19 protein-coding genes and 4 pseudogenes are annotated in these 20,489 nt (G+C 68.6%); 15 read left to right on the forward strand and 8 right to left on the reverse strand.

Features of this window, described 5'->3' with window-relative positions:
• Nucleotides 1–45 precede the first annotated feature (45 nt).
• The 5 genes from ACF1CT_RS03770 to ACF1CT_RS03790 all read left to right on the forward strand — a co-directional run bounded on the left by ACF1CT_RS03770 (nucleotide 46) and on the right by ACF1CT_RS03790 (nucleotide 5,812).
• Entirely contained in the window at nucleotides 46–978 is a 933-nt protein-coding gene (locus ACF1CT_RS03770) for a fumarylacetoacetate hydrolase family protein (RefSeq protein ID WP_391782108.1), read from the forward strand.
• Nucleotides 975–2,201: a thiolase family protein gene (locus ACF1CT_RS03775; protein WP_391782109.1), complete on the forward strand. Its 1,227-nt coding sequence runs from the start codon at nucleotides 975–977 to the stop codon at nucleotides 2,199–2,201. The genes ACF1CT_RS03770 and ACF1CT_RS03775 overlap by 4 nt, the downstream gene beginning before the upstream one ends.
• Nucleotides 2,198–3,682, forward strand: coding sequence for an AMP-binding protein (locus ACF1CT_RS03780; protein WP_391782110.1), 1,485 nt, complete (start codon nucleotides 2,198–2,200; stop codon nucleotides 3,680–3,682). Before ACF1CT_RS03775 ends, ACF1CT_RS03780 begins: the two co-directional genes overlap by 4 nt.
• Before the next feature lie 371 nt (nucleotides 3,683–4,053).
• Nucleotides 4,054–4,818 (forward strand): aminoglycoside adenylyltransferase domain-containing protein, encoded by a 765-nt coding sequence (locus ACF1CT_RS03785; RefSeq protein WP_391782111.1) that lies wholly within the window; start codon nucleotides 4,054–4,056, stop codon nucleotides 4,816–4,818.
• Nucleotides 4,819–5,215: 397 nt separating this feature from the next.
• Entirely contained in the window at nucleotides 5,216–5,812 is a 597-nt protein-coding gene (locus ACF1CT_RS03790; protein WP_391782112.1) for a DinB family protein, read from the forward strand.
• Nucleotides 5,813–6,220: 408 nt separating this feature from the next.
• On the opposite strand, the gene ACF1CT_RS03795 is transcribed toward ACF1CT_RS03790, so the two are convergent.
• Nucleotides 6,221–6,898 (reverse strand): hypothetical protein, encoded by a 678-nt coding sequence (locus ACF1CT_RS03795; RefSeq protein WP_391782113.1) that lies wholly within the window; start codon nucleotides 6,896–6,898, stop codon nucleotides 6,221–6,223.
• 340 nt (nucleotides 6,899–7,238) lie between these two features.
• Between ACF1CT_RS03795 and ACF1CT_RS03800 the strand changes: the two are divergent.
• Nucleotides 7,239–7,601 (forward strand): annotated as a pseudogene (locus ACF1CT_RS03800) (transposase); the annotation flags it as partial.
• 18 nt (nucleotides 7,602–7,619) lie between these two features.
• Here ACF1CT_RS03800 and ACF1CT_RS03805 read toward each other — a convergent pair.
• On the reverse strand, nucleotides 7,620–8,216 hold the full coding sequence (locus tag ACF1CT_RS03805; protein WP_391782114.1) for a hypothetical protein: 597 nt from the start codon (nucleotides 8,214–8,216) through the stop codon (nucleotides 7,620–7,622).
• A 197-nt stretch (nucleotides 8,217–8,413) separates the two neighbouring features.
• Here ACF1CT_RS03805 and ACF1CT_RS03810 point away from each other — a divergent pair, with 197 nt between their 5' ends.
• Nucleotides 8,414–9,085: an IS5 family transposase gene (locus ACF1CT_RS03810; RefSeq protein WP_391782115.1), complete on the forward strand. Its 672-nt coding sequence runs from the start codon at nucleotides 8,414–8,416 to the stop codon at nucleotides 9,083–9,085.
• A 76-nt stretch (nucleotides 9,086–9,161) separates the two neighbouring features.
• Here ACF1CT_RS03810 and ACF1CT_RS03815 read toward each other — a convergent pair.
• A pseudogene (locus ACF1CT_RS03815) lies at nucleotides 9,162–9,709 on the reverse strand (hypothetical protein).
• Here ACF1CT_RS03815 and ACF1CT_RS03820 point away from each other — a divergent pair.
• The 3 genes and pseudogenes from ACF1CT_RS03820 to ACF1CT_RS03830 form a co-directional block, all read left to right on the forward strand.
• Entirely contained in the window at nucleotides 9,703–10,173 is a 471-nt protein-coding gene (locus tag ACF1CT_RS03820; RefSeq protein WP_391782116.1) for a hypothetical protein, read from the forward strand. The pseudogene ACF1CT_RS03815 and the gene ACF1CT_RS03820 sit on opposite strands and share 7 nt — an antisense overlap.
• A gap of 16 nt (nucleotides 10,174–10,189) precedes the next feature.
• Nucleotides 10,190–10,474 (forward strand): hypothetical protein, encoded by a 285-nt coding sequence (locus ACF1CT_RS03825; protein ID WP_391782117.1) that lies wholly within the window; start codon nucleotides 10,190–10,192, stop codon nucleotides 10,472–10,474.
• A gap of 120 nt (nucleotides 10,475–10,594) precedes the next feature.
• Nucleotides 10,595–10,779 (forward strand): annotated as a pseudogene (locus ACF1CT_RS03830) (IS481 family transposase); the annotation flags it as partial.
• Here ACF1CT_RS03830 and ACF1CT_RS03835 read toward each other — a convergent pair.
• Complete coding sequence (locus tag ACF1CT_RS03835) at nucleotides 10,757–10,915, reverse strand: hypothetical protein (protein WP_391782183.1); 159 nt, start codon at nucleotides 10,913–10,915, stop codon at nucleotides 10,757–10,759. The pseudogene ACF1CT_RS03830 and the gene ACF1CT_RS03835 overlap by 23 nt on opposite strands.
• 248 nt (nucleotides 10,916–11,163) lie before the next feature.
• On the opposite strand from ACF1CT_RS03835, the gene ACF1CT_RS03840 reads away from it, so the two are divergent.
• Nucleotides 11,164–12,315 (forward strand): caspase domain-containing protein, encoded by a 1,152-nt coding sequence (locus tag ACF1CT_RS03840; protein ID WP_391782118.1) that lies wholly within the window; start codon nucleotides 11,164–11,166, stop codon nucleotides 12,313–12,315.
• 473 nt (nucleotides 12,316–12,788) lie between these two features.
• Nucleotides 12,789–12,941, forward strand: a complete 153-nt coding sequence (locus ACF1CT_RS03845) for a hypothetical protein (RefSeq protein WP_391782119.1) — start codon at nucleotides 12,789–12,791, stop codon at nucleotides 12,939–12,941.
• Nucleotides 12,942–12,974: 33 nt separating this feature from the next.
• Here the strand turns inward: ACF1CT_RS03845 and ACF1CT_RS03850 are convergent.
• Nucleotides 12,975–13,731: pseudogene (locus ACF1CT_RS03850) on the reverse strand (phosphotransferase family protein).
• A 1,441-nt stretch (nucleotides 13,732–15,172) separates the two neighbouring features.
• On the opposite strand from ACF1CT_RS03850, the gene ACF1CT_RS03855 reads away from it, so the two are divergent.
• Nucleotides 15,173–16,069 carry an amidohydrolase family protein gene (locus ACF1CT_RS03855; protein WP_391782120.1) on the forward strand — a complete coding sequence of 299 codons (897 nt, stop codon included), beginning with the start codon at nucleotides 15,173–15,175 and terminating at the stop codon, nucleotides 16,067–16,069.
• Nucleotides 16,070–16,695: 626 nt separating this feature from the next.
• Here the strand turns inward: ACF1CT_RS03855 and ACF1CT_RS03860 are convergent.
• From ACF1CT_RS03860 to ACF1CT_RS03870, 3 genes are read right to left on the reverse strand one after another with little or no spacing between them, the layout of a single operon-like run.
• On the reverse strand, nucleotides 16,696–17,307 hold the full coding sequence (locus ACF1CT_RS03860; protein WP_391782121.1) for a hypothetical protein: 612 nt from the start codon (nucleotides 17,305–17,307) through the stop codon (nucleotides 16,696–16,698).
• A complete protein-coding gene (locus ACF1CT_RS03865; RefSeq protein WP_391782122.1) occupies nucleotides 17,304–18,047 on the reverse strand; it encodes a hypothetical protein in 744 nt (247 codons plus the stop codon). Before ACF1CT_RS03865 ends, ACF1CT_RS03860 begins: the two co-directional genes overlap by 4 nt.
• A complete protein-coding gene (locus ACF1CT_RS03870; RefSeq protein ID WP_391782123.1) occupies nucleotides 18,044–18,751 on the reverse strand; it encodes an ABC transporter ATP-binding protein in 708 nt (235 codons plus the stop codon). Before ACF1CT_RS03870 ends, ACF1CT_RS03865 begins: the two co-directional genes overlap by 4 nt.
• A gap of 135 nt (nucleotides 18,752–18,886) precedes the next feature.
• On the opposite strand from ACF1CT_RS03870, the gene ACF1CT_RS03875 reads away from it, so the two are divergent.
• Entirely contained in the window at nucleotides 18,887–19,765 is an 879-nt protein-coding gene (locus tag ACF1CT_RS03875; RefSeq protein ID WP_391782124.1) for a sensor histidine kinase, read from the forward strand.
• On the forward strand, nucleotides 19,762–20,427 hold the full coding sequence (locus ACF1CT_RS03880) for a response regulator (protein ID WP_391782125.1): 666 nt from the start codon (nucleotides 19,762–19,764) through the stop codon (nucleotides 20,425–20,427). Before ACF1CT_RS03875 ends, ACF1CT_RS03880 begins: the two co-directional genes overlap by 4 nt.
• Nucleotides 20,428–20,489: the final 62 nt, after the last annotated feature.

Genomic DNA, 20,489 nt, shown 5'->3' on the forward strand with positions numbered 1-20,489 from the left:
CCCTGCCCCTGACCCCTTGCCCCCTGCCGAGGAGAGGAACCGACCGTGAAACTCGCAACAGTGGAGTACGACCGCGTCGAGCTGGCCGCGCTCGTACTGGACCAGGGCGAGAGCCTGCTGCTGATCGACCGTGCCCACCGCCTGGTGACCGGCGAACACGACCCCGCGCCGACCACCATGCAGAGGATCATCGACGGCGGCGAACCTGTGCGGCAGAACCTGGAACGGCTCGCCGCACAGGCCCCGTCCGAAGCGGTCGTCGCCGCCTCCGAGGTGCGCTGGCTGTCCCCGCTGCCCAGGCCTGTGCAGATCCGGGACTTCGGCAGTTTCATGGACCACTTCCGCAACGCCCGCTCGCGGATCCAGGGCATCCCGGCCGACCAGGTCGAACTGCCCGCCATCATGCTCGAACGGCCGCTGTACTACGTGACCAACCGGCTCTCCGTGACCGGCCACGACAGCGACGTCCACTGGCCCGCGTACTCCTCGGTGCGGGACTACGAGCTGGAGTTCGCCTGCGTGCTGGGGCGCGGCGGCACGGACATCCCCGCGGCGGACGCCGAGTCGCACATCTTCGGCTACACGATCTTCAACGACTTCAGCGCCCGCGACACCCAGCTGGAGGAGATCACCACGGGGCTTGGCCTGAGCAAGAGCAAGGACTTCACCGACTCGAACGTGCTGGGCCCGTGGATCGTCACCGCCGACGAGCTCGGCGACCCGTACCGGCTCACGATGACCGCCCGCATCAACGGCGAGGAGGTCAGCCGGGGCACGTCCGCCGACATGCACCACAGCTTCGCCGACATGATCGCCTTCGCCTCCCGGTCGACCCGGCTGCACGCGGGAGAGGTCCTGTGCTCGGGCACCGTGCCCACCGGCTGCGGGCTGGAGCACGGCCGTTTCCTGGAACCGGGCGACACCGTGGAACTCGAAGTCTCCGGCCTGGGCGTGCTGCGCAACCGGGTGGTGTCATGAATCGCGAGGCACTCGTCGTCGGCGTCAGCGCCACCCCGTTCGGCCGCCACCTCGACCGCAGTGCCGGCGACCTCGCCGGCCGGGCCGCGCACGAGGCGCTGCGCGATGCCGGGCTCGTCCCGGCCGACGTCGGCGCCGTCTTCCATGCCACGGTCAGCCAGAAGGCTATCGACGGCCAGCACATGATTCCCGGCCAGGTGGCCCTGCGCCCGCACGGGTTCGCCGGGGTGCCCGTGGTGAACGTGGAGAACGCCTGTGCGGGCGGCGCCACGGCCCTGTGGCTGGCCATCGCCCACGTGCGGGCGGGCCTGTCGGACGTCGCCCTGGCCGTCGGTGTGGACAAACTCGTCAGCGCCGATCCCGCCCGAGGACTGGCGGTGTTCGACGGGGCCATGGACGTCGCCCACCGCGAGGAGACCCTGGCCGCGCTCGCCGCCCTGACCGACCCGCTGCCGCCCGAACTTCTCGTGGACGGCGACCGGTCGGTGTTCATGGAGATCTACGCCTCCCTGGCCCGCGCCCACATGCAGCGCTTCGGCACCACCGAAGCCCACCTGGCCGCGGTCTCGGCGAAGAACCACGCGCACTCCGTCCACAACCCCCGGGCCCACTACCGTCGAGCGTTCACCGCGGAGGAGATCCTGGCGGCGCGACGGGTGGCGTGGCCGCTGACGGTGCCGATGTGCTCACCGGTCAGCGACGGGGCCGCCGCCGTCGTCGTCGTGCGGGCCGACTTCACCCGTGACGAGTCGGCCGTGGCGGTGCTGAGCAGCGTCCTGCTGTCGGGCACCGACCGCTCGGCGGACGACGCCGGGCAGCACATCGGCCGCCGCGCCGCGCTCGCCGCCTACGAGAGGGCCGGCATCGGTCCGCAGGACGTCGATGCGGCGGAGGTCCATGACGCCACCGCCTTCGGCGAGATCCAGCAGGTGGAGAACCTGGGCTTCTGTCCGATCGGCGACGGCGGCCCGTGGTCGGCCTCGGGCGCCGGCGCGCTCGGCGGCACCATTGCGGTGAACCCGTCGGGAGGACTCGAATCACGCGGCCATCCGGTGTCCGCCACCGGACTGGCGCAGATCTACGAACTGGTCACGCAACTGCGCGGCCGAGCGGGCGCACGCCAGGTCTCCGACGCGCGCATCGCCGTCGCCGAGAACGGCGGCGGCCTCTACGGAATCGAGGAGGCGGTGGCCGCCGTCACCGTCCTGGGGAGGAACCGATGAGACCCGGCTACGCGGACCTGATCCTGTCGGCGCTGCGCCGACGGCCCGAGCGCACCGCCTTCCGCTTCACCGGCGACGACAGGACGAAGCAGACCTGGACCTACGGCGAGACCGCGGAACGGATCGAACGCACCGCGGCCGCGTTCGGACGGCTGGGCCTCACGACCGGCGACGGGATCGCCCTGCTGTGCGGCCCGGACCCGCAGGCGTTCACCGTCATGGCCGCCGCCTGCCTGGCCGGACTGCGCTACACCGCCCTGCACCCACTGGCCACGGCGGACACCGATCGGACCCTCCTGCGCGACAGCGCGTCCGACTACCTGGTCGTGGACCACACGCGCTTCGCCGCCCGGGCCCGCCCCGACGGCACCGAGGCGATCACCCTCGCCGCACTCGACCGCCTCGCCGCCGACACACCCCCCGGTCCGGACGACCCGCGCGGCCCGGCGCTCTACCTCTTCTACACCGGCGGCACGACCGGCGAACCCAAGGGCGTGATGCTGCGCGACCGCTCACTGCTCGCCAACGCCTGGGCCTGCTCCACCTGGGCCTGGCCGCCGGACTCCCACTTCCTGATCACCACCCCCATGTCACACGCCGCCGGACTCCTCGTCGCACCCGGCCTGCTCCACGGCGCCGCCTTCGAACTCCACCCCTCCTTCGACCCGGACCACGTCATCGACGCGATCGAACACGGTGGCGTGAGCGCCACGTTCGTCGTCCCCACGATGCTGTACGCCCTGCTCGATCACCCCCGGCTCCCCGCAGCCAACCTGTCGGGGCTGAACTGGGTCCTCTACGGCGCCGCACCCGCCGACCCCGCCCGCCTCGCCCAGGCACACCGGCTCCTCGGCCCGGTGCTCAGCCAGCACTACGGCCAGGCCGAGGCCCCCAATGCCCTGACCGTCCTGGACCCGGCCGAGCACCGCGACGACCCGCACGTCCTGGGCAGCTGCGGTCGGCCGATGCCCGGCGTGGAGATCGCCCTGCTCGACCCGCACGGCCGGCACGTACCGGCAGGCGAGCCCGGCGAACTGTGCGTCCGAGGACCACTCGTGATGGACGGCTACTGGAACAAACCCGAACAGACCGCAACGGCGCTCGACGGAGGCTGGCTACACACCGGCGATGTCGCCCGCCAGGACGACACCGGCCTGATCACCATCATCGACCGGATCAAAGACACCATCATCACCGGTGGATTCAACGTCTACCCGCGCGAAGTCGAGGACGCCCTCGCCACACACCCGGCCGTCGCCGTCAGTGCCGTCTACGGCACACCCGACCCGCACTGGGGCGAAGCCGTCACCGCCACCGTGGTCCTGCGCCCCGGACAGCAGGCCACCCCAGCCGATCTGACGAACCACGTCCGCGCCCGCAAGGGCGCACTCTGGGCCCCGAAACTGCTCCAGTTCGCCGACTCGCTGCCCCTCACCGCCCTTGGCAAGATCGACAAAAGGAAACTCCGCAACCAGCCCTGAACAGGGGCCCGGGTATGAAACCGCCGCACCTCCTCGCACGACGATCGTCCGGCGACACCGGCAGGAGGTCTTGGAGGACCTGTCCCGGAGACGACAGACCCTCCAAGACCTCCTGCCCACCCGGCCGCGCAGGAGAAACGGGGCGTTCGCCACCTGTTCGCAGACGAGCCGGTCCTCTCAAGTCGGCCGACCAGGACACACCGGTCGTGTTCGGCAGGCGCGCCGCCCGGCCCATACATGCGCAAGGACTCCTGGAAGCGCCCGCGCACAGCCGGTTTCCCAAGGTTGCCCCGCACATGGCGTCGGGTCGGCCCGTGAGAGCTCTTGGTGCTCCCCGTCGCGTTCGGTGAGGCGCGAATATGCTCGGGTTCGTGGCCACCGATGCTCTTGTTCCCTCCGATGTCGTCCGTTATGTCGCCGAAGTCTCGGCCGTGCTTGCCGGAGTGGGCCCCGACCTGGTTGGTGTCTACGTGCACGGCTCCGCTGTGCTGGGGGGATTCCGAGCTGCGCGCAGTGACGTGGATGTGCTGGCCGTCGTCGTTGAGTCCGCCACCAGGGCCGGCCAGCAGGCCATGGGCGAGGCAGTGGCAGAGACCGCGGCGCGGTGCCCTGGTACGGGTCTGGAGTTGAGCGTCATCACCGCGGCGACCGCGGCCAATCTCGGTTCCTGTCCGTTCGAGGTCCACATTCGCACCAGCGCGACCGAGACCGCCGTCATCCCCGGAGCCGGTCATGCCGGTGACGCCGACCTGGTCCTGCACTGCGCCGTGTGCCGAGAGCATGCCCTCGCTGTCAGCGGTCCGCCAGCCGCCGAGGTTTTCGGCCCGGTTCCCGCCGACCGTGTCGGCGCCGCGATGGTCAGCGAACTGCGGTGGGCGCTGGACCACGCGTCCGCGACCTATGCCGTCCTCAACGCCTGCCGCGCGCTGAGATTCGCCGATGACGGGCAGCTGTGTTCCAAGCTCGACGGCGGCCGCTGGTACCTGGACCGCTGCGGGGACCATGAGGTCGTAGCCGCGGCCATCGCCCACCAACGCGACGGACGGACAGGGCCGACGACGCACGCCGCCGCCGCATTCGTGGCAGCGGCATGTGGCCGGCTGGAGTTGCCCGGACCTGCGCCACAATCCCGATAGCCGTGGGCTGCCCCGTGCGTGCCCCCACCCACCTCCCACCGGCGTCCAGAGGCCCCGATTTCGGTCCGCTCCGGATCCAGAAGCTCCGGGACGCGGTCCGGCGAAGCCCGCACCTCGGGATCGGGAAGCCGCATCTCCCCATCAATGGCCGCTTGCACGGCCCGCTCACGCTCATCCGTCACGAGGGAATCCTGCGGACGCCGCTTGTCGATGCACGGCGCATTGATCAGTCGACGCGGTGACGGCACGACGGCGCCGTCAACACTCCCGAACATCTTCCGCCGCCGTGATCAACAACTGCCTCCGGAACTCGTGCGCAAATGCTGCCGCCAGACGTGAACGAAGCCGGAGAGGCACATGTTGAGCCCACCGGTGGTGTGTGACAGGCTCGTACGCCGTGATCGATGATTTCGCGAAAGAGTACCTTCACAGCGATCTGCGAGAGATACGCAAGACGATGCTCTGGAAGCTCGACGGGCTCGGTGAGTACGACATCCGCCGGCCCCTGACCTCGACAGGTACCAACCTTCTCGGCCTGGTCAAGCACCTGTCGATCTGGGAGTCCAGGTATTTCGGCGAGGTCTTCGACCGGCCGTTCCTCGAGCTTCTGCCCCGGTGGGACGACGCCCGGGAGCGCGGCGCCGACATGTGGGCGACCGAACACGAGACGCGCCAGGAGATCATCGACCGCTACCGTCGCGTCTGGGAGCACTCGGACGCGACGATCACCGCCCTCGCCATCGACTCCCCTGGCCATGTGCCCTGGTGGCCCCGCCCCAACGTGAAGCTGTTCAACATCCTGGTCCACGTGCTCACCGAGACCAGTCGGCACGCAGGACACGCCGACATCCTGCGCGAACAGGTCGACGGCTCGACGGGGACGTCGGCCCCATACGCGACTCCGCGGCACGACGTGGCCTTCCTGGAAGCCCTGTACCCGAAGATCGAGCGGGCCGCGCGAGCAACCGTCGCTGAACTCGGCCAGGAAAGTTAGCCCTTCACGGCGCCGTCAGCAGTGCAGAGAAGGATCTCCGCCTCGGCAGGTCAGGAGGCGTTCTTCGAGGGCCACGTCCACGCCCTCCACACGTTGGGCGGGGTGCGGCGACCGGGAAGGTCCGCTACGGCGACCTTGGGGCCGCGGTCGCCCAGGTGCCGGGCTTCTCCCGGCATCGCGTCGAGGCAGAGCGCTGGACGGCGTTGTTCGGCTCCCACTACGGCCTGCCCGCTTCTGCTCCCGAGGACGAAGGCCCGCCCGGGCTCTCCGGAACTCGGGGTCTCGCTGACGCCCCTCGTTCCCCGTGACTCCCCGATCGATCTGGCACGGATGTGGCACGACCGCTCTTCGTTCCGAAATACCCAGCTGGTCGCACATCCGTGGGCCGGTGGGCCGTTCGTCCATCAGTCAGAAGGGAGGTTCGAGATCGCCGTGGCCATCGCTGTGTGGCCCCCAGTCCCAGGGCTCCTCCTGGAGAGGTTCCATGCCGGTGACGTCGTGGCCCCACGCTTCGAGGGCCTTCCAGGCAACGCGCCGGTCAGGGGCGTTGCTGCTGGTGTCCAGGATGCGGCGCGCGTGCATGGCGAGGTGATCGCGGTGCTGGGCGAGCGCGGGGTGTTCGGCGAGGATGAGCGCGGCGAGGCCGGCGGCTTCGCGCACGTCCTCGTGACTGTCCTGCAGGAAGGGCGCGACGGCTCGATAGAGCATCGGGCGCAGGTCCCGGAAGGCCGCCAGTGCGGTGTTGTGGGTGAGGAAGCCAGGGAAGTACTGCTCGGTGCGGTCGACAATCTCGTCGGAGGCGTCGTAGGCCGTGGAAACCAACCAGTTCAACCATGTCGCGCGGATGGGGACGTTGCGATACGGCCGGAGGGTCGTGGCCGCCGGGTGGGTGAGGATTCCGGCGACATACACGGCGACGGGGGCGGTGGCTTCGTAGATGCTGTTCTGGTGGCCGACCAGCTCACTCAGTTCCGACAATGCGGTGACCTGCACCGTGGGATCGGGCTCCAGCAACCGTGCCAGGACTTCGGGAAGGCACTCACCGTTCCCGAAAGCCGTCTGGAGCGAACCCCAGTCAGTCTCCACCAGAACTACCTGGTAGGGCGGCAAGTCAGGCTCGCGGGGCGCCCCATTCTTGAAGTTGCGGTGATTCACACGCCAAACCTAGACCAGACTGCTGAGTAGCTGTTGTCGTTCCGATCTTGAGGGGTGGGCGTCGAACGGGAGTCCCGATCGGGTGATCGCGACTGGCCGCGGGCATGAAGGCAGGGCCTCCTGGTGGCTCGGGGTTGCGAAGCCGACCGAGATCCAGGAGACCCTGTTGCCGCATATGTACGTGCTCGCGCCGGTGGAGTTCAACTCGGCTGCTCTGTCGTCTGATTGTGTCGCTCACCGGTTCGGGAACGCGACCGGAGCCCGCGCCCACGCCGAGAAGGCGATCGAGGCGTTCGCGAAGACCTACGGCGCCAAGTTCCCCAAGGCCGTCGCGAAGATCACCGAGGACCGGGAGGAACTGCTGGCGTTCTACGGCTTCCCGGCCGAGCACTGGATCCACCTGCGGACCACGAACCCCATCGAGTCGACGTTCTCCACGGTGAAACTCCGGACCAAGGTCACCCGCGGGGCAGGCAGCCCCGCCGCGGCCCTCGCGATGGTGTGCGAACTCGTCGGATCCGCCCAGACCCGCTGGCGCGCGATCAGCGGAGCCCACCTCGTCGCGCTCGTCCGCTCCGGCGCCGGGTTCGAGAACGGCGTCTCCGTCGAACGCTTGGAGAACACTGCCGCGTGATGGGATTCGCGGCTGGGCTCACTGACCGCTCAGGAGGGTGACGAAGCGACCGAAGGCCTCGTCCCCAGTCCGATTACCGGCGAGCTCCGCGCAGAACGCAGGGAAATCAAGCCAGGCCTCTCCCTCGACGGTCCACCTGGCAACGCTGCTACGCCCGTCACGGATGCGCACTTCGTCGACCCACCGGTCGAAGCCGTCGCCCCACGAGTAGACGAAGAAGTGCGCGTCCTCCATGGCTGGCGCCAGGAGATCGATGAGCCGGTGAAGGTTGCGCATGTCGATATAGCAGATGTCCGACAGCATCTCCAGGCCGAGGTAGTCAGCCTCCGGTGGGCCCAGGTCGAAGCCCCAGCCTCGCCCATGGACCTTCTGGTTGAGCAGATGGACCGGCCAGGTTTTCTGCCCGGGCACCTTGGTGGCCACCGCCGAGAGCGTCTCCTCGACCAAAGACCGCCACTCCGGACGCACGCGAACAAACGTCCAGTTCGGGTCGGGCCACGGCGACACCTGAGGAAACCGCAACCGGTACCGCCCATACCACCGATCATCGCGCCAACGATCGTCGCCCTTGTTGACAAACGTTCCTGATAGCTCGACCGGATGAGGCTCTCTCATGGGCTGAGCATATGAGGCACCGCCGTCGGCGCCACAAAGCCCCACGTCCGGTCGACAAGCCCTCCCAGGCCGGCATGCCAGGCTCGGGCACAAGGCTTTCAACAAGCTCCCTCACGCACCACCTGACCCACAACTCTTGACAATTGCTCACGCGGGGCGCCGATCACCCGGAACGCGTTCGGCGGTATCCCTCGGACATGACGGACGCGGAGTGGGCCGTGGTCCGTCCGCCGCTGCCGGTTCCGGGGCGGCTGCGGGGTCGGGGCGGGCAGCCGGAGGCGTACGGCCACAGGGCGATGCTGGACGCGGTGTGCTATCGGGCGGACGACGGGATCAGACGGCGGGCGATGCCGGCCGACTTCCCACCGTGGTACCAGGTGTATGCGTTCTTCCGACACTGGCGTGACCACGGACTGGTCAGCGAGTTTCACGACCGGCTGCGCGGCCGGGTCCGGGAGGAGGCGGGGCGGGATGCGGAACCGACGGCCGGCGTGATCGACTCGCAGTCCGTCAAGGCGGACTCGGTCGTCGGCGAGGACAGCCGCGGCTTCGACAGCGGCAAGACGGTCAACGGGCGCAGGCGGTACGTGGTTGTCGACGCTCTCGGCCTGCTGCTGGGCGTGATGGCCACCGCGGCGGACATCGGCGATCGCGCCGCCGCGAAGGTGCTGCAAGAGCGGGTGGCCAAGGCTCACCACCGGCTGGAACTCGTCTGGGCCGACGTCGGCTACACCGGCAGCCCCGTCGAGCACTGCCTGGCCGCGCTCGCGCCGGCTCTGGCAATCGTCAAGCGCAGCGACGACATGCGCGGCTTTGTGGTGCTGCCCAGGCGGTGGATCGTCGAGCGACTCTTCGTCCACCTGATGTGAAGCCGCCGCCCGGTCCGGGTCTTCGGACGCCGCACCAGCAGCGCCGAGGCGATGGTCTTCTGGTCGATGACCATGGTCATGACCCGCCGCCTGAGCCGCTCACGCCCCGCGCGAGCGTGAACCGGCCCGGCGCCGGCTCGGTCAGCCAGCCCTGCACGACAAGGCGTTTCGCCTTCGACCGCAGCCCCTCCACCTTGGCCGGCACCACGCCCATGCCGAAGGAGGAGGCCATCTCACGGCAGGTCAGCGGCCTTGACCGAAACGGGTCCGATCCTTGAGCGCGGCCAGGATGCGCAGATAATCCACCGACAGTGCCACCCGGGCCAGCCCCTCGCGCCACACCGGAATCTGCGACTTCGCCTTCGCCGCCACGGGCGGTGACGCCCGCACCCCGACCTCCGTCCTGGCACCTCCCGGCACGTCGATGACCACCGCGTCGGCTGGACTCCCGCCCGGCGCGGACAGCACCGCACCAACACGCTCGCGGGCAATCGCCCACTCCAGCCACTCCTGCTCGGCCATCGCGAGCTCGGCCCGGATGCGGTCGGCTTCCTCACGCAGTCCGTCCATACGACGATGAGCGGCAAGCCCGTGCTGTTCCAGCAGTCCGACAACCGATGGCATTCGCGACCTCCACGGGAGCGACGAAACGACGATCCATCACTCCCACACCGACGCCACCCCTACCCCTGACCAGCGCAAGCGCAGCTGTCGGACCCGGAAAGACAACAGCCTCCAACGTCAGGAACGCTCTGGAACACCGGAAGAGCCATCGCGGCGAATTCCCCGAGCTCCAGAACGCCAAGCAGTACGTGGAAAAGGCCCACTGCTACCGCCAGGTGGCAAAGGAACCCAAACCCCCGACCGGGTACCGCGTCTGGGACCGTCTCGACAAGAGCGGCAATCCCAAGGGCTACGTCGTCTACGAGAAGAAGTCCAATACTCTCGTCTCCTGCGAAAGTGGCGGCGTGCCGAAGACGATGAACCGGCCGGCTCCGAAGAGTGCCAGCGACCCGAGAGGTTTCAGAACCGGCATATGGCCCACACTTGAGGACTATCTCAAGGCTCAAGGCCAGCACGAGCGTTAAGGAACGAGGAAAAGACATGAGCTCCGACATCCCGCTGCCCCCAGGCCCGGACAAAGAGTCCGTCTGCCGGGTGTGCGGATACGACGACGGCGACCTCTTCTGGGAAGGAGGATGGCCGACCGCGCTCATCTGTGTGTGCTGCGGAAACGAGTCGGACGTGTCCGACACAAGCCTCATGGGAGTCCGGGACTACCGCGGCTACTGGGCGGGGAAAGGCGCCGCATGGTACTCCCCCGCCTTCAAGCCCCAGGGCTGGGACATCCTCAAGCAGTTGGCCCACATCCCCGTGGAATGGCGCTAGTTGTTCTGTCCGGGGAGGTTGTGGACAGGCGAGTCAGGTCTCGGTTGAGGGATCTTGAACGGGTGGGGGCCTTCCGGGTTCGGTGTGGATTGTGACGTCTACACCGACCGAAAGGCCCTCGTGCCCCACCGTAATGCACCCCTGATCGAGACCGGTCGCCTGCGCCTGGCCCGCTGCGTAGTCGAGGACGGCTGGACTCTTCGCTGAGCTGCCGAACGCTTCCAGGTCTCTGTGACCACTGCCCAGCGCTTGGGGTAGGGCAGAGAGGTCCATCGGGATGCTCTACCCGATCGTCACGGAGACACCACCACCGTTGGCGATCAAGAGGACCGCACCTGCGATGGCGCCCACCACCAGCAGGATGCAGATCAGGCGGGCGGTCCGGCGACGCTTGGCAATGGCCATCCGGACCGTCTTGCCGATCTCTTCAGAAACGGGCATGTCTCTCACCTCCCTTCATGTCCTGGAGAGTTGAGAGACATCCTCTTGCCCTCGTCGCACCCATATGACGACCCATGACACCGCGTTAAGCTGGCTGAAGCCACATGACATGAGATGACACGAGGGGACACGGAGGAACGCGGGTGGGACATCTCCGGTTCCCTGACCTCCGTCCCAGTCCTGTCCGCGATCTTCTGATCTGGATGCACCAACTGCACGGCCGAGCCGGAACTCCTGGCGTCCGGGCGATGGGCGAGGCCGTCGGATGCAGTCACCACAAGATCCACGAGATGCTGACCTCGGGCAAATGCCCTCGTGACGGGAGCACCTTGTTCGATCTCGCCGAGTGGCTGGGCAGGCAGGGGTCACGGCCGCGCTTGAGGGGCGGCGACGAAGACGAAGAGCGGTTTTTCGCGGAGCTTGACGCCCTGTGGGCGGCGGCCGTGACGTTCACTCTTCTGCAGCCGCCAGAGCCTCCACCACCTACCTCACCGCGGCAGAGCGCCCCTGGCTCCGAAGCTGAGGTGCCTAGCCGCCCCGCCGAATCCCCGGAATCCAAGGCCCAGCCGTCCTTCACTGCGGTGGAGGGCAAGGCCATCGGTGACAGGACTGTCAGTTCGCAGCCATCGTCTGGAACGCGCGCCCCGCGTCACACCGAAATGCCGGAGTTGGCGGAGTCGCGGGCCCTTCTGGTGGCAACTGGCTCCTACGACGACGCTGGCCTTCCCGGTCTGCCGGGAGTGCACAAGGGAGCGCGAGCGCTGGCGGACGTTCTGACTTCGTCGCAGCCAGATCCGGCCTTTGCCGTTGACAACCTGGGCCTGATGATCGACCCGGAAGACCCCCGGGACATCCTGCGGGCCGTCCAAGCGGCTGCGGATGACGCTCGCGATGTGCTAATGCTCTACTTCGCAGGTCATGGCCTCGTGTCGCAGCGAGGTGAGCTTCAATTCGCCACCCGCAGCACTGAGCCCGGCGTCGATTACTCCACAGTCCGGTACGACGACATCAGGGAGCTGGTGGCCTCCAGCAGGGCCAAGCGTTCGCTGGTTGTGCTAGATGCCTGCTACTCAGGCCGTGCGTTGGATGTGATGGGGCCATACACGGGCATGCAAGAAGCCCCCAGCACCTATCTGCTCGCCTCCGCTGGAGCGCGGAGTGCGTCCTTCGTCGACGGCGACGGCATGCCGATCTTCACCCAGCAACTCATCGACGTGCTCAACTTCGGCGATCCAGAGGCATCCGAAATCCTCACAATCACGGAAATCCACCAGATATTGGCTTACCGGACACGACGTGACGGGTATCCGCTCCCTGAGTTGCGAGCCAATGAGACGGGCCATGCGCTTGCACTTGCCCGCAACCGTGCTCTTGACCCGCCACGAGTGAATCTTCCATAGGGGATGGCTGCATCTCACATGAAGCGGCATGATCCGGCGGTCTATCCGGGCGACTCACATCACCTGCATCCACGATTCTGCACCCGGCAACACAGCGGCCTGGCACCGTGAACTCGACCAGGATCGAGCGCCGGCTCGACGCCCGCCCGCCTCTGCTGGCCGACCGCCTGCGGAAACGGCGAGAGGAGATCACTGAGTCCCTTCGGGACAGCGGCCAGTTGGAGGCCTCAGCATGAACACCGTCCCCGAGGTCCTGATCCGCAAGAAGCTCCAGGAGATGTTCACCGTCTGCAAGCAGCACAACCGTCGCCCAAGCGTCCTCGCCCTCGCGCAGAAGGCCGGCATGAGTAAACACGATCCTCCGCCGCAACTACCCCGACATCGCACGCGAGATCGGGCTCCGCCGCTCGGAACCGACGAAGCCGACCCCCGGCACCCGCAGCGAGCACGACCGGCTCACCGCCAGGAACGCAATGCTCCGCCGCCGCAACCGAGAGTTGAAAGTTCAGCTCAAGCTTGCCGCCGCACAGATTCAGTTCCTTGCCCTCCGCGCTGCCCAGGCAGAGGAGGCGCTGGAAGCACAGGCGAAAGTCACGCACATCAGCAGCCATCGCTACCGCGGTTGACAGACAAATCCCGGCAGATTGGCCCGCGCAGCCTCACATCCGGGATCTCAACACGTCGACCTCACAGCCCGGCGCGAACGGGTCGAAGCCGTGCTCCATCAGCCAGCGAACTGCCAGCAGGCTTCGCAACGACCACCACGCGTGGATCACGTCGAGGTCGATGTCGGTGCCATAGCCGGCGATGACGTCGTCGACGTGCTCCTCGTGTCCGAGAGTGAAGGTGGCGAGGTCGTACAGGGCATCCCCCTGGCCCGCCTCGGACCAGTCGATGATGCCCGTGACCTCATCGCCGTCGACGAAGATGTGCGCGATCTGCAGGTCGCCGTGTGTGAACGCCGGAGTCCACGGCCGGAGCGCGGCCTCGGCGACCTGGCGGTTGCGGGTGACCAGGTCAGCGGGCAGGACACTGTTCGTCACGAGCAATGCGCACTCGTCGTCGAGTTCCGCCGCCAGCGCGACGATGCTCCGCCCGGCCCCGCCGGGCCGGGCCGGGCCGGGGCGGGAGCGGCGCTTCGTGCAGCTTCCGGATGGCGGCGCCCGCCGCGGCCCACGCCGCCGGCGAACCGGTCGACGGCCCGCCGAGGCGCCCAAGCGTCGTCCCCGGGAGCGCGGCGATCGCAAGCACGGGCGGCTTGCGCCACAGGACCTCCGGGGTCGGGACCGGCGCGAGGGACATTGCCTCGACCTCGACGTCGATGCGCGCCTGATCGGCGTCCACCTTCAAGAACACGTCGCCGACGCGCAGAGTCGCGCGCTCGGAATGGGCGACGACGACTTTGACCTCATCCATGGGCGACCAGTATCCCGGGGATGATCGCCGACGTCGCCAGGTTTATCGCGTCCGACTACGGGTGGGCCCGGGCATCGCGGAAGCGATGGAACGGCAGACCGCCGCGATGCGGGACCTGTCCCGCCGCGCGTTCCCCGAGCTTTGACGGGAAGGTGCCAGATCCCCTCGCGGTGAGCAATGCGGTTACGGGGGACAACATGAACGCGGATCCCGAGCACGTCTGCCGAATCTGTGGATTCGACTTCGAAGACGTGGCCACGTGGGAGTACGGAGTGCCGCAGTACGTCGTCTGCCCCTGCTGCGGAATGGAGTCCGGCCTTGAGGACACGGACCTGATGAAGGTTCGGAACTATCGAGCCGAATGGGTCGCGAACGGCGCGCTGTGGGAATCCCCACGCCACCAGCCGCAGAACGGGGACGTGCTGGTACAGATGGCCGATATCCCCGCTGACTGGCGCCAAGGGCTGTCCCGCAATCTCTGGCGGGCGCGCGACGACAGCTACGGAACCTCGCGGCGTTGTCGGCACATCCGCATACATCCAGTACGCGGATGCCCCTCCGCCTTACGATGCACCGCATCCGACGCCGCTCACTGATCCACCACGGATTAGGGGACAGCCCTTAGCCTCGATCTTTCGTGTGTCAAGAATTGTGGCTCGGGCGACTCGTGACCAACCGGCGGCCTTCGCGCGCTCGACGAGTACGCCGTTTTCGAAGCTCGCTCCGGCCCGTACCAACGCCACCAGGTGCGTCCCGGTGACCACTCGCCACCGCTCCTGGGCGGACTCGATTCGCGTAGCGGCGTGCCGGGCTTGGCCGGCGCAGAGATCGCCCACCATGCAGCCAGTCATATCGCCGAGGGTCTCCGGCCCGGGGCCGTGGTCTTGGCTCCGTGTCCAGGGGAAGCGGTCAGGGACGGTTCGACCGGTGACGGCGAGGGCGCGGCTGTAGTGGTGCCAGGGGTCCGGGGGACTCGGGGTGGTGGCTGTCACCCGGCATCTCCTGGCGAGCCTGGTGTGGCGGGCGGGTGGGTTCCGGCAGGTTCACCCGAGCGCAGTCTGATCAGAACGACGGTTCTCGGGAGCGCGTGTGTTTCGGCGCCAGGCGCAGAGGGGCCCACGCAGGTAAGGACAGCACGGCGAGGATCGGCGGCCGCGTTGATCGGTTTCATCCCTTATGTGCAGGTATAGCGTCAGCGAAAGGCGCTCGCTCCCATCTGGCTGACTCGATTCCCAACCCGCTCGGAGGGGCGGAGTGCCCGGCCCCGGTGACTCACGGAGTACGTCTCGCCCCGTCTCCCGAACGTAACGACGTACGACCGGACCCCCTCGAAGGAGCAGCCATGGAACGGAAGATCGCGCTGGAAGAGCATGTGTCCACTCCCGCGAACAATGCTCATTGGGACTCAGTCGGAGAAGCGAGCCGCAACGGTGCTGAGTGGATGGCATGGATCGAGAAGCGGCTCCTGGAAGTCGACGACCGTCTGCGCGACATGGACAAGAACGGCATCGAGCGCACGATCCTGTCGCTGACCGCGCCCGGCATCCAGTCCGTTCTCGACCCTGCCGAGGCCGTCGAGGCAGCCCGTGAGCAGAACGACTACATCGCCGAGACGTACGTGTCCCGTGCTCCGGACCGGTTCTCGGCGTTCGCCGCTGTCCCCGTGCAGGACCCTCAGGCAGCAGCTGACGAACTGGAGCGCGCCGTCACCGACCTGGGCATGGTCGGCGCGCTGATCAACGGCTACACGAACGTCGGTACCAGTGACAGAGGCCAGTATCTCGACGAGGACCGGGTACGACCCTTCTGGGAGCGGGTCGCCTCCCTGGACGTTCCCGTCTATCTGCACCCGAGAGAACCACTGCCGACCCAGCAGCTGCTGTACCAGGGGTATGACGCGCTGGTCGGGTCTGCGTGGGGCTTCGCCCACGAGACCGCCACGCACGCCGTCCGCCTCATGCTCAGCGGACTCTTCGACGAGCACCCCGGCCTGCAGATCATCCTCGGTCACCTGGGCGAGGGGCTGCCGCTGTTGCTTCCCCGGCTGGAGCACCGGCTGTACCTGCAACGCCACGGCACCGGCCAGGGCACAGCCCGCCGAACCGTCGGCGAGTACTTCAGCGAGAACTTCCACATCACCACCAGCGGCCACTTCCACACCAAGGGGCTGCTCGACACGATCAGCGAGGTCGGCTCCGACCGCGTGATGTTCTCCGTTGACTACCCCTACGAGTACATGGACGAAGCGGCGGAGTGGTTCGACAACGCCCTCATCGCCGAGAACGACCGGACCAAGATCGGCAGGGACAACGCCCGGCGCCTCTTCGGTTTCGCGTAGACCGCCGACCGCGCCCACAGCGCGGGGTCATACGTTCAGGCGCAGGCCGCCGCCGAAGTCGACACGGACGTTGTCCGTGCGCGGGACGATCCCGAGTATGGGAAGTGGACCACGCGATGCCCGGTATCGCCCGCCTGCACATCCTTGTCCTCACCGGATAGCCCCACCATGCAGGGGGCGGGGTTGCGAGCGGGGCCGGCCTTACTCGAACGGCGTCGCATGGTAGGGCCCTTAGCCTCCGCCTTCCCGGACTGATCCTCGGCGTCCCCTCTCAGGAGGGCGCTGAGCTCCAAGGGACTGGCACGGATGGACGACGACGCCTAATTGTCCGGGGCGGACGGGGCGGACGGGGTGGACGGGGCGGACGGGACGGTCGGGCCGGATGGGGCCGACACGGATGACCATGCTGCGCACGCCGGACGGGTGGAAGGTGAGCGCCGTCGACGCGCTCGGACATCGCGACAGGGCGGTGCGCCGGCGGACGAGCCGCCGAGGCCCCGGCGGTAGCCGGGCCGACCGCGGTGTGGCAGGGGTGCCCAGGACGGCAGGGTGACCTCTCGCGCGTAGCGGCTCGTGCGGGCCTTGTAGCTGGCGGCCGTGCCGGGGCCACCCAGTGGCTCGTGCTGTCAGATGTCCCGGTGCCGGTATGTCACGAACGCGACGGCCAGGGCGGCCAGCGTCCACGCCAGCGTGACCGGCAAGGGCCGCGCCGACACCGGGGCGACGTCGGGCAGCACATCCGCCACACCGGGGAACCGCGCGCGCAGCAGGGGCCCGACGAATGTGAAGTACCCGACGAGCAGAGCGATCGTGCCGTGTGCGTGGCGCAGCAGGAGGCCGGCCGCCGAGGCCAGGAGGGCGGCCAGGGCCAGTCCCGCGGTTGTGGCGGGGAGCGTGGTCACGGCGGTCGAATGTCCGGATGCCAGGTGTGTGGTGGAGGCGCAGCCGGCTGCGGCCGGGAGTGTCAGGGTGAGCAGGGCGGCCGTCGACGCGATGCGGTGCGGCAGGCGTCGGGGCATGGCCATCGCGGTGGTCCGGGCCTGTCCTCCGCCGTATTCCGAGGTGACCGCGATGACGCCGAGCACGAGGAAGCCGATGCTGGTGTACGGGGCGGATCGAGGTCCGGCGACCGCGCCGAGTGCGGGCGAGAGGGCGAGGAGCGCTGCCAGGGTGATCCACACGGCGGGCAGACTCAGGAGCTTGGACAGCTCGGCGTGGTACGCCAGTCGCAGCCTCACGCGTCCCTCCGGCAGAACACGACGGCGGCCGGGGCGAGGAGCGCCGTCACCCAGGCCAGCGTGACGAGCCCTGCCGTGACCGGCGCGAAGTGCGCTTCCGTGGCCGCGTCGCGCAGGAACATGTGCGGGCCGGCCACGTCAGGGAAGTAGTGCGCCGCGTCCGTGACCTTGGACAGCAGATAGGTCACCGACACCACCGACACGTTGGCGATCAACATGGCCATCGGCACGATGCCGTTGCGGGTCAGGACGGTGACGGCCAGGGCCAGCCAGGCCGTACACAACAGGTAGAACTGCACCCCGAGAACCCGTCCCGCCGTGACGGCCGCAGCCGGCTCGCCTCGTACGAGATGTACGGCGGTGAAGGTCGCCACGCCGGCCGTCGCCGCGAGTGCGAGTGCGAGCAGGCCGACGGCGGTCAGCTTCGCGGTCAGGGCCACGAGCCGTGCCGGTGTGGCGGTCAGGGTGGTGGTGATCTGCCGTGTCGCCGCGGATTCCTCGCCCTCGGTGGTGTATTCGCTGCTGACGGCGACGACGCCGAGCACGATGGCCCCGATCGCACCGCCCACGCCAAGTTCGGTGAATCCGGCGTCCACATCGCCGGACCAGTGCGGCGAACGGGCGTTGAGCGCGGCGATCCCGGCCGGTAGCAGGACACCGAGCGCGACAGCGAGCCGTGCCGACGGCAGTGTGAGCAGCTTGTGCCCCTCCGCGCGCAGGGCCCTGAACAGTGTGGTCACCGTCCGTTCTCCGTCCGGGTGAGGTGGAAGAAGGCGGACTCCAGGGTGCGGTGGGCACCGGTGACCTCCGTGAGCGTGCCCTGGGCGATGATGCGGCCACGGTCGATGATCACGATATCGTCGGCGGTCTCTTCCAGTTCGGCCATGAGATGGCTGGAGAGGAGCACGGTGTGGCCCTGGGCGGCCCGGAACCGAACCATGTTGCGCATCCAGCGGATTCCCTGCGGATCCAGGCCGTTGGCCGGTTCGTCCAGAATCAGGACTGGCGGGTCTCCGAGAAGTGCCGCGGCCACGCCGAGCCGGCGGCCCATGCCCAAGGAGTACGAGCCGACGCGCTGCCCGGCGGCCTCGGCGAGCCCGACGTCCGCCATCACCTCCGCGACGCGGGCGACGGGAATCCCCGCCGCGTGTGCCAGCCAGCGCAGGTGGGCACGGCCGGTGCGGGAGCGGTGGGCGCCCGACCCGTCGAGTACGGCGCCGACTGTGCGCATCGGGTCGCGCACCTGGGCGTAGGGGACACCGTCGATCAGGGCCCTGCCCGAAGTGGCGCGGTCCAGGCCGAGCAGGATGCGCAGGGCCGAGGACTTGCCGGCGCCGTTCGCTCCGAGGAATCCGGTGACGCGGCCGGGGCGGGCCTCCCAGCTGATGCCGGTCAGGACGTGGCGTTCCCCGCGGCGTTTGACCACCGAATCGAAAATAATCATGGCCGTACGTCATCACGCGGTGAAGGCACGGCGGATCGGGCCCAGAACCGAGATCCGCGGCTGCGCCTGCGGCCCAGGTCTTTCGGACCTGGGTCCGAGGACTGCTCGTCGGCGACCGTCTAGGATCGAACGCCCATGACTCGCGAACGCCCCGAGATATCCCACGAGCGCCCACGGTGGACATCCCGCACCGGCGCCATCGCCACGGCGGTGGTGGTCGTCCTGCTTCTGAGCCTGGTCGCCGTCGGTTCGTCGGCGCGTGGGGCGCAGATCACCCTGGTCGCGGTGCCTTGCGTCGCGGTCGCCGTCTCGCTCTGGGCGATGGCCCGTATCCGGGCCCAGCGCACGGAGTACGAGCGGCGCCTGACCACCTGGGCGGCCGAGCGGGCGACCCAGGCCGAACGCCTGCGCATCGCCCGTGACCTGCACGATCTGGTCTCGCACGGAATCGGGTTGATCACCGTACGGGCCGCCACCGCCCAGGCGACCGGCCAGGAGCGGGAGGAACTGGCCACTGCGCTCAGCGATATCGAGGACGTCAGCCGGCAGACCACCACCGAGCTGCGCCGTATGCTCACCGTGCTCCGCGAGCCCGCCGCCACCGCCGATGCCGCTCCGCTGCGGCCCGCCGAGAGCTTCGCCGATCTGCCCGGCATCGTCGCGGCGGCCGAACGCACCGGTCTGACGGTGCACCTCGACTGCGTCGGGCCCGCCCGGGTCTCCGCCGGGGTGCAGCTGGCCACCTGCGCGGTGGCCCGTGAGGCACTGCACAACGCGCTGCGGCACGCCGGCCCCACCATCACGACGCTCACGGTCCGAGCAGACGGCGATGACCTGTTGGTCAGGGTCGAGGACGAAGGGCCGGTGCCGGGTTGGCGGGCAGGCACCGGCGCGGGGCACGGACTGAGCGTGCTGCACGACCGGGTACAGGCCGTCGGCGGCGCCCTGACCGCCGCACCCTGTGGCCCCGGCTTCCGCGTAGAGGCCCGCTTCCGGCAGGAGATGGCCCGATGAACGGTGCCGTACGCGTACTCGTCGCCGACGACCAGCACCTGTTCCGGGAGAGCCTGGCGCTGCTGATCAACTCCCGCGAGGACCTGACGGTCGTGGCCGAGGCGACCACCGGCGAGGACGCCTTCGCGCAGACGGTGACCGAACGGCCCGACGTGGTCCTGATGGACATCCGCATGCCCGGCGGCGACGGCATCGAGGCAACCCGGCGCATCTCCGCCGAGCCGGGTCTGGCGGGCACGCGGGTACTCGTGCTGTCCATGTTCGAGCTCGACGAGTACGTCTACTCGGCCCTGCGGGCAGGAGCCAGCGGCTTCCTCCTCAAGGACGCGCGGCCGGCCGCACTCCTCGACGCGGTGCGCCGCACGCACGCCGGCGACTCGCTGTTCGCGCCGAGCATTCTGACGCGCCTGGTCGAGCACTATCTCGATCGGCCCACGCCGGGATCTCCGTGCACCGCAGGACTCGGGCACCTGACGCCACGCGAGACTGACATCCTGCTGCTCATCGCCCAGGGGCGCTCCAACGACGAGATCGCCCAGGACCTCGTGCTGTCCGTGAAGACCGTGAAGACCCACATCGGCAATCTGCTGGCCAAGCTGCAGGCACGCGACCGGGCTCAGCTGGTGATCGCCGCGTACCGGGGCGGACTTGTCGTGCCGTGACGCTCCGGACCGGCCCCTACGCGTCGTGGGGATACCGGACGAGCGGAATCCCCTGGACCTCG

The sequence above is a fragment of the Streptomyces sp. NPDC014734 genome, from assembly GCF_043083325.1.
Classification (GTDB): Bacteria; Actinomycetota; Actinomycetes; order Streptomycetales; family Streptomycetaceae; genus Streptomyces.

Bases quoted from the DNA above. Each gene is read 5' to 3' on its own strand.
- ACF1CT_RS03775 (WP_391782109.1), top strand. From the start codon at position 975: ATGAATCGCGAGGCACTCGTCGTCGGCGTCAGCGCCACCCCGTTCGGC.
- ACF1CT_RS03780 (WP_391782110.1), top strand. From the start codon at position 2,198: ATGAGACCCGGCTACGCGGACCTGATCCTGTCGGCGCTGCGCCGACGG.
- ACF1CT_RS03805 (WP_391782114.1), bottom strand. From the start codon at position 8,216: ATGAGAGAGCCTCATCCGGTCGAGCTATCAGGAACGTTTGTCAACAAG.
- ACF1CT_RS03810 (WP_391782115.1), top strand. From the start codon at position 8,414: ATGACGGACGCGGAGTGGGCCGTGGTCCGTCCGCCGCTGCCGGTTCCG.
- ACF1CT_RS03820 (WP_391782116.1), top strand. From the start codon at position 9,703: ATGGCATTCGCGACCTCCACGGGAGCGACGAAACGACGATCCATCACT.
- ACF1CT_RS03825 (WP_391782117.1), top strand. From the start codon at position 10,190: ATGAGCTCCGACATCCCGCTGCCCCCAGGCCCGGACAAAGAGTCCGTC.
- ACF1CT_RS03835 (WP_391782183.1), bottom strand. From the start codon at position 10,915: ATGCCCGTTTCTGAAGAGATCGGCAAGACGGTCCGGATGGCCATTGCC.
- ACF1CT_RS03840 (WP_391782118.1), top strand. From the start codon at position 11,164: ATGGGCGAGGCCGTCGGATGCAGTCACCACAAGATCCACGAGATGCTG.
- ACF1CT_RS03845 (WP_391782119.1), top strand. From the start codon at position 12,789: ATGCTCCGCCGCCGCAACCGAGAGTTGAAAGTTCAGCTCAAGCTTGCC.
- ACF1CT_RS03855 (WP_391782120.1), top strand. From the start codon at position 15,173: ATGGCATGGATCGAGAAGCGGCTCCTGGAAGTCGACGACCGTCTGCGC.
- ACF1CT_RS03870 (WP_391782123.1), bottom strand. From the start codon at position 18,751: ATGATTATTTTCGATTCGGTGGTCAAACGCCGCGGGGAACGCCACGTC.
- ACF1CT_RS03875 (WP_391782124.1), top strand. From the start codon at position 18,887: ATGACTCGCGAACGCCCCGAGATATCCCACGAGCGCCCACGGTGGACA.
- ACF1CT_RS03880 (WP_391782125.1), top strand. From the start codon at position 19,762: ATGAACGGTGCCGTACGCGTACTCGTCGCCGACGACCAGCACCTGTTC.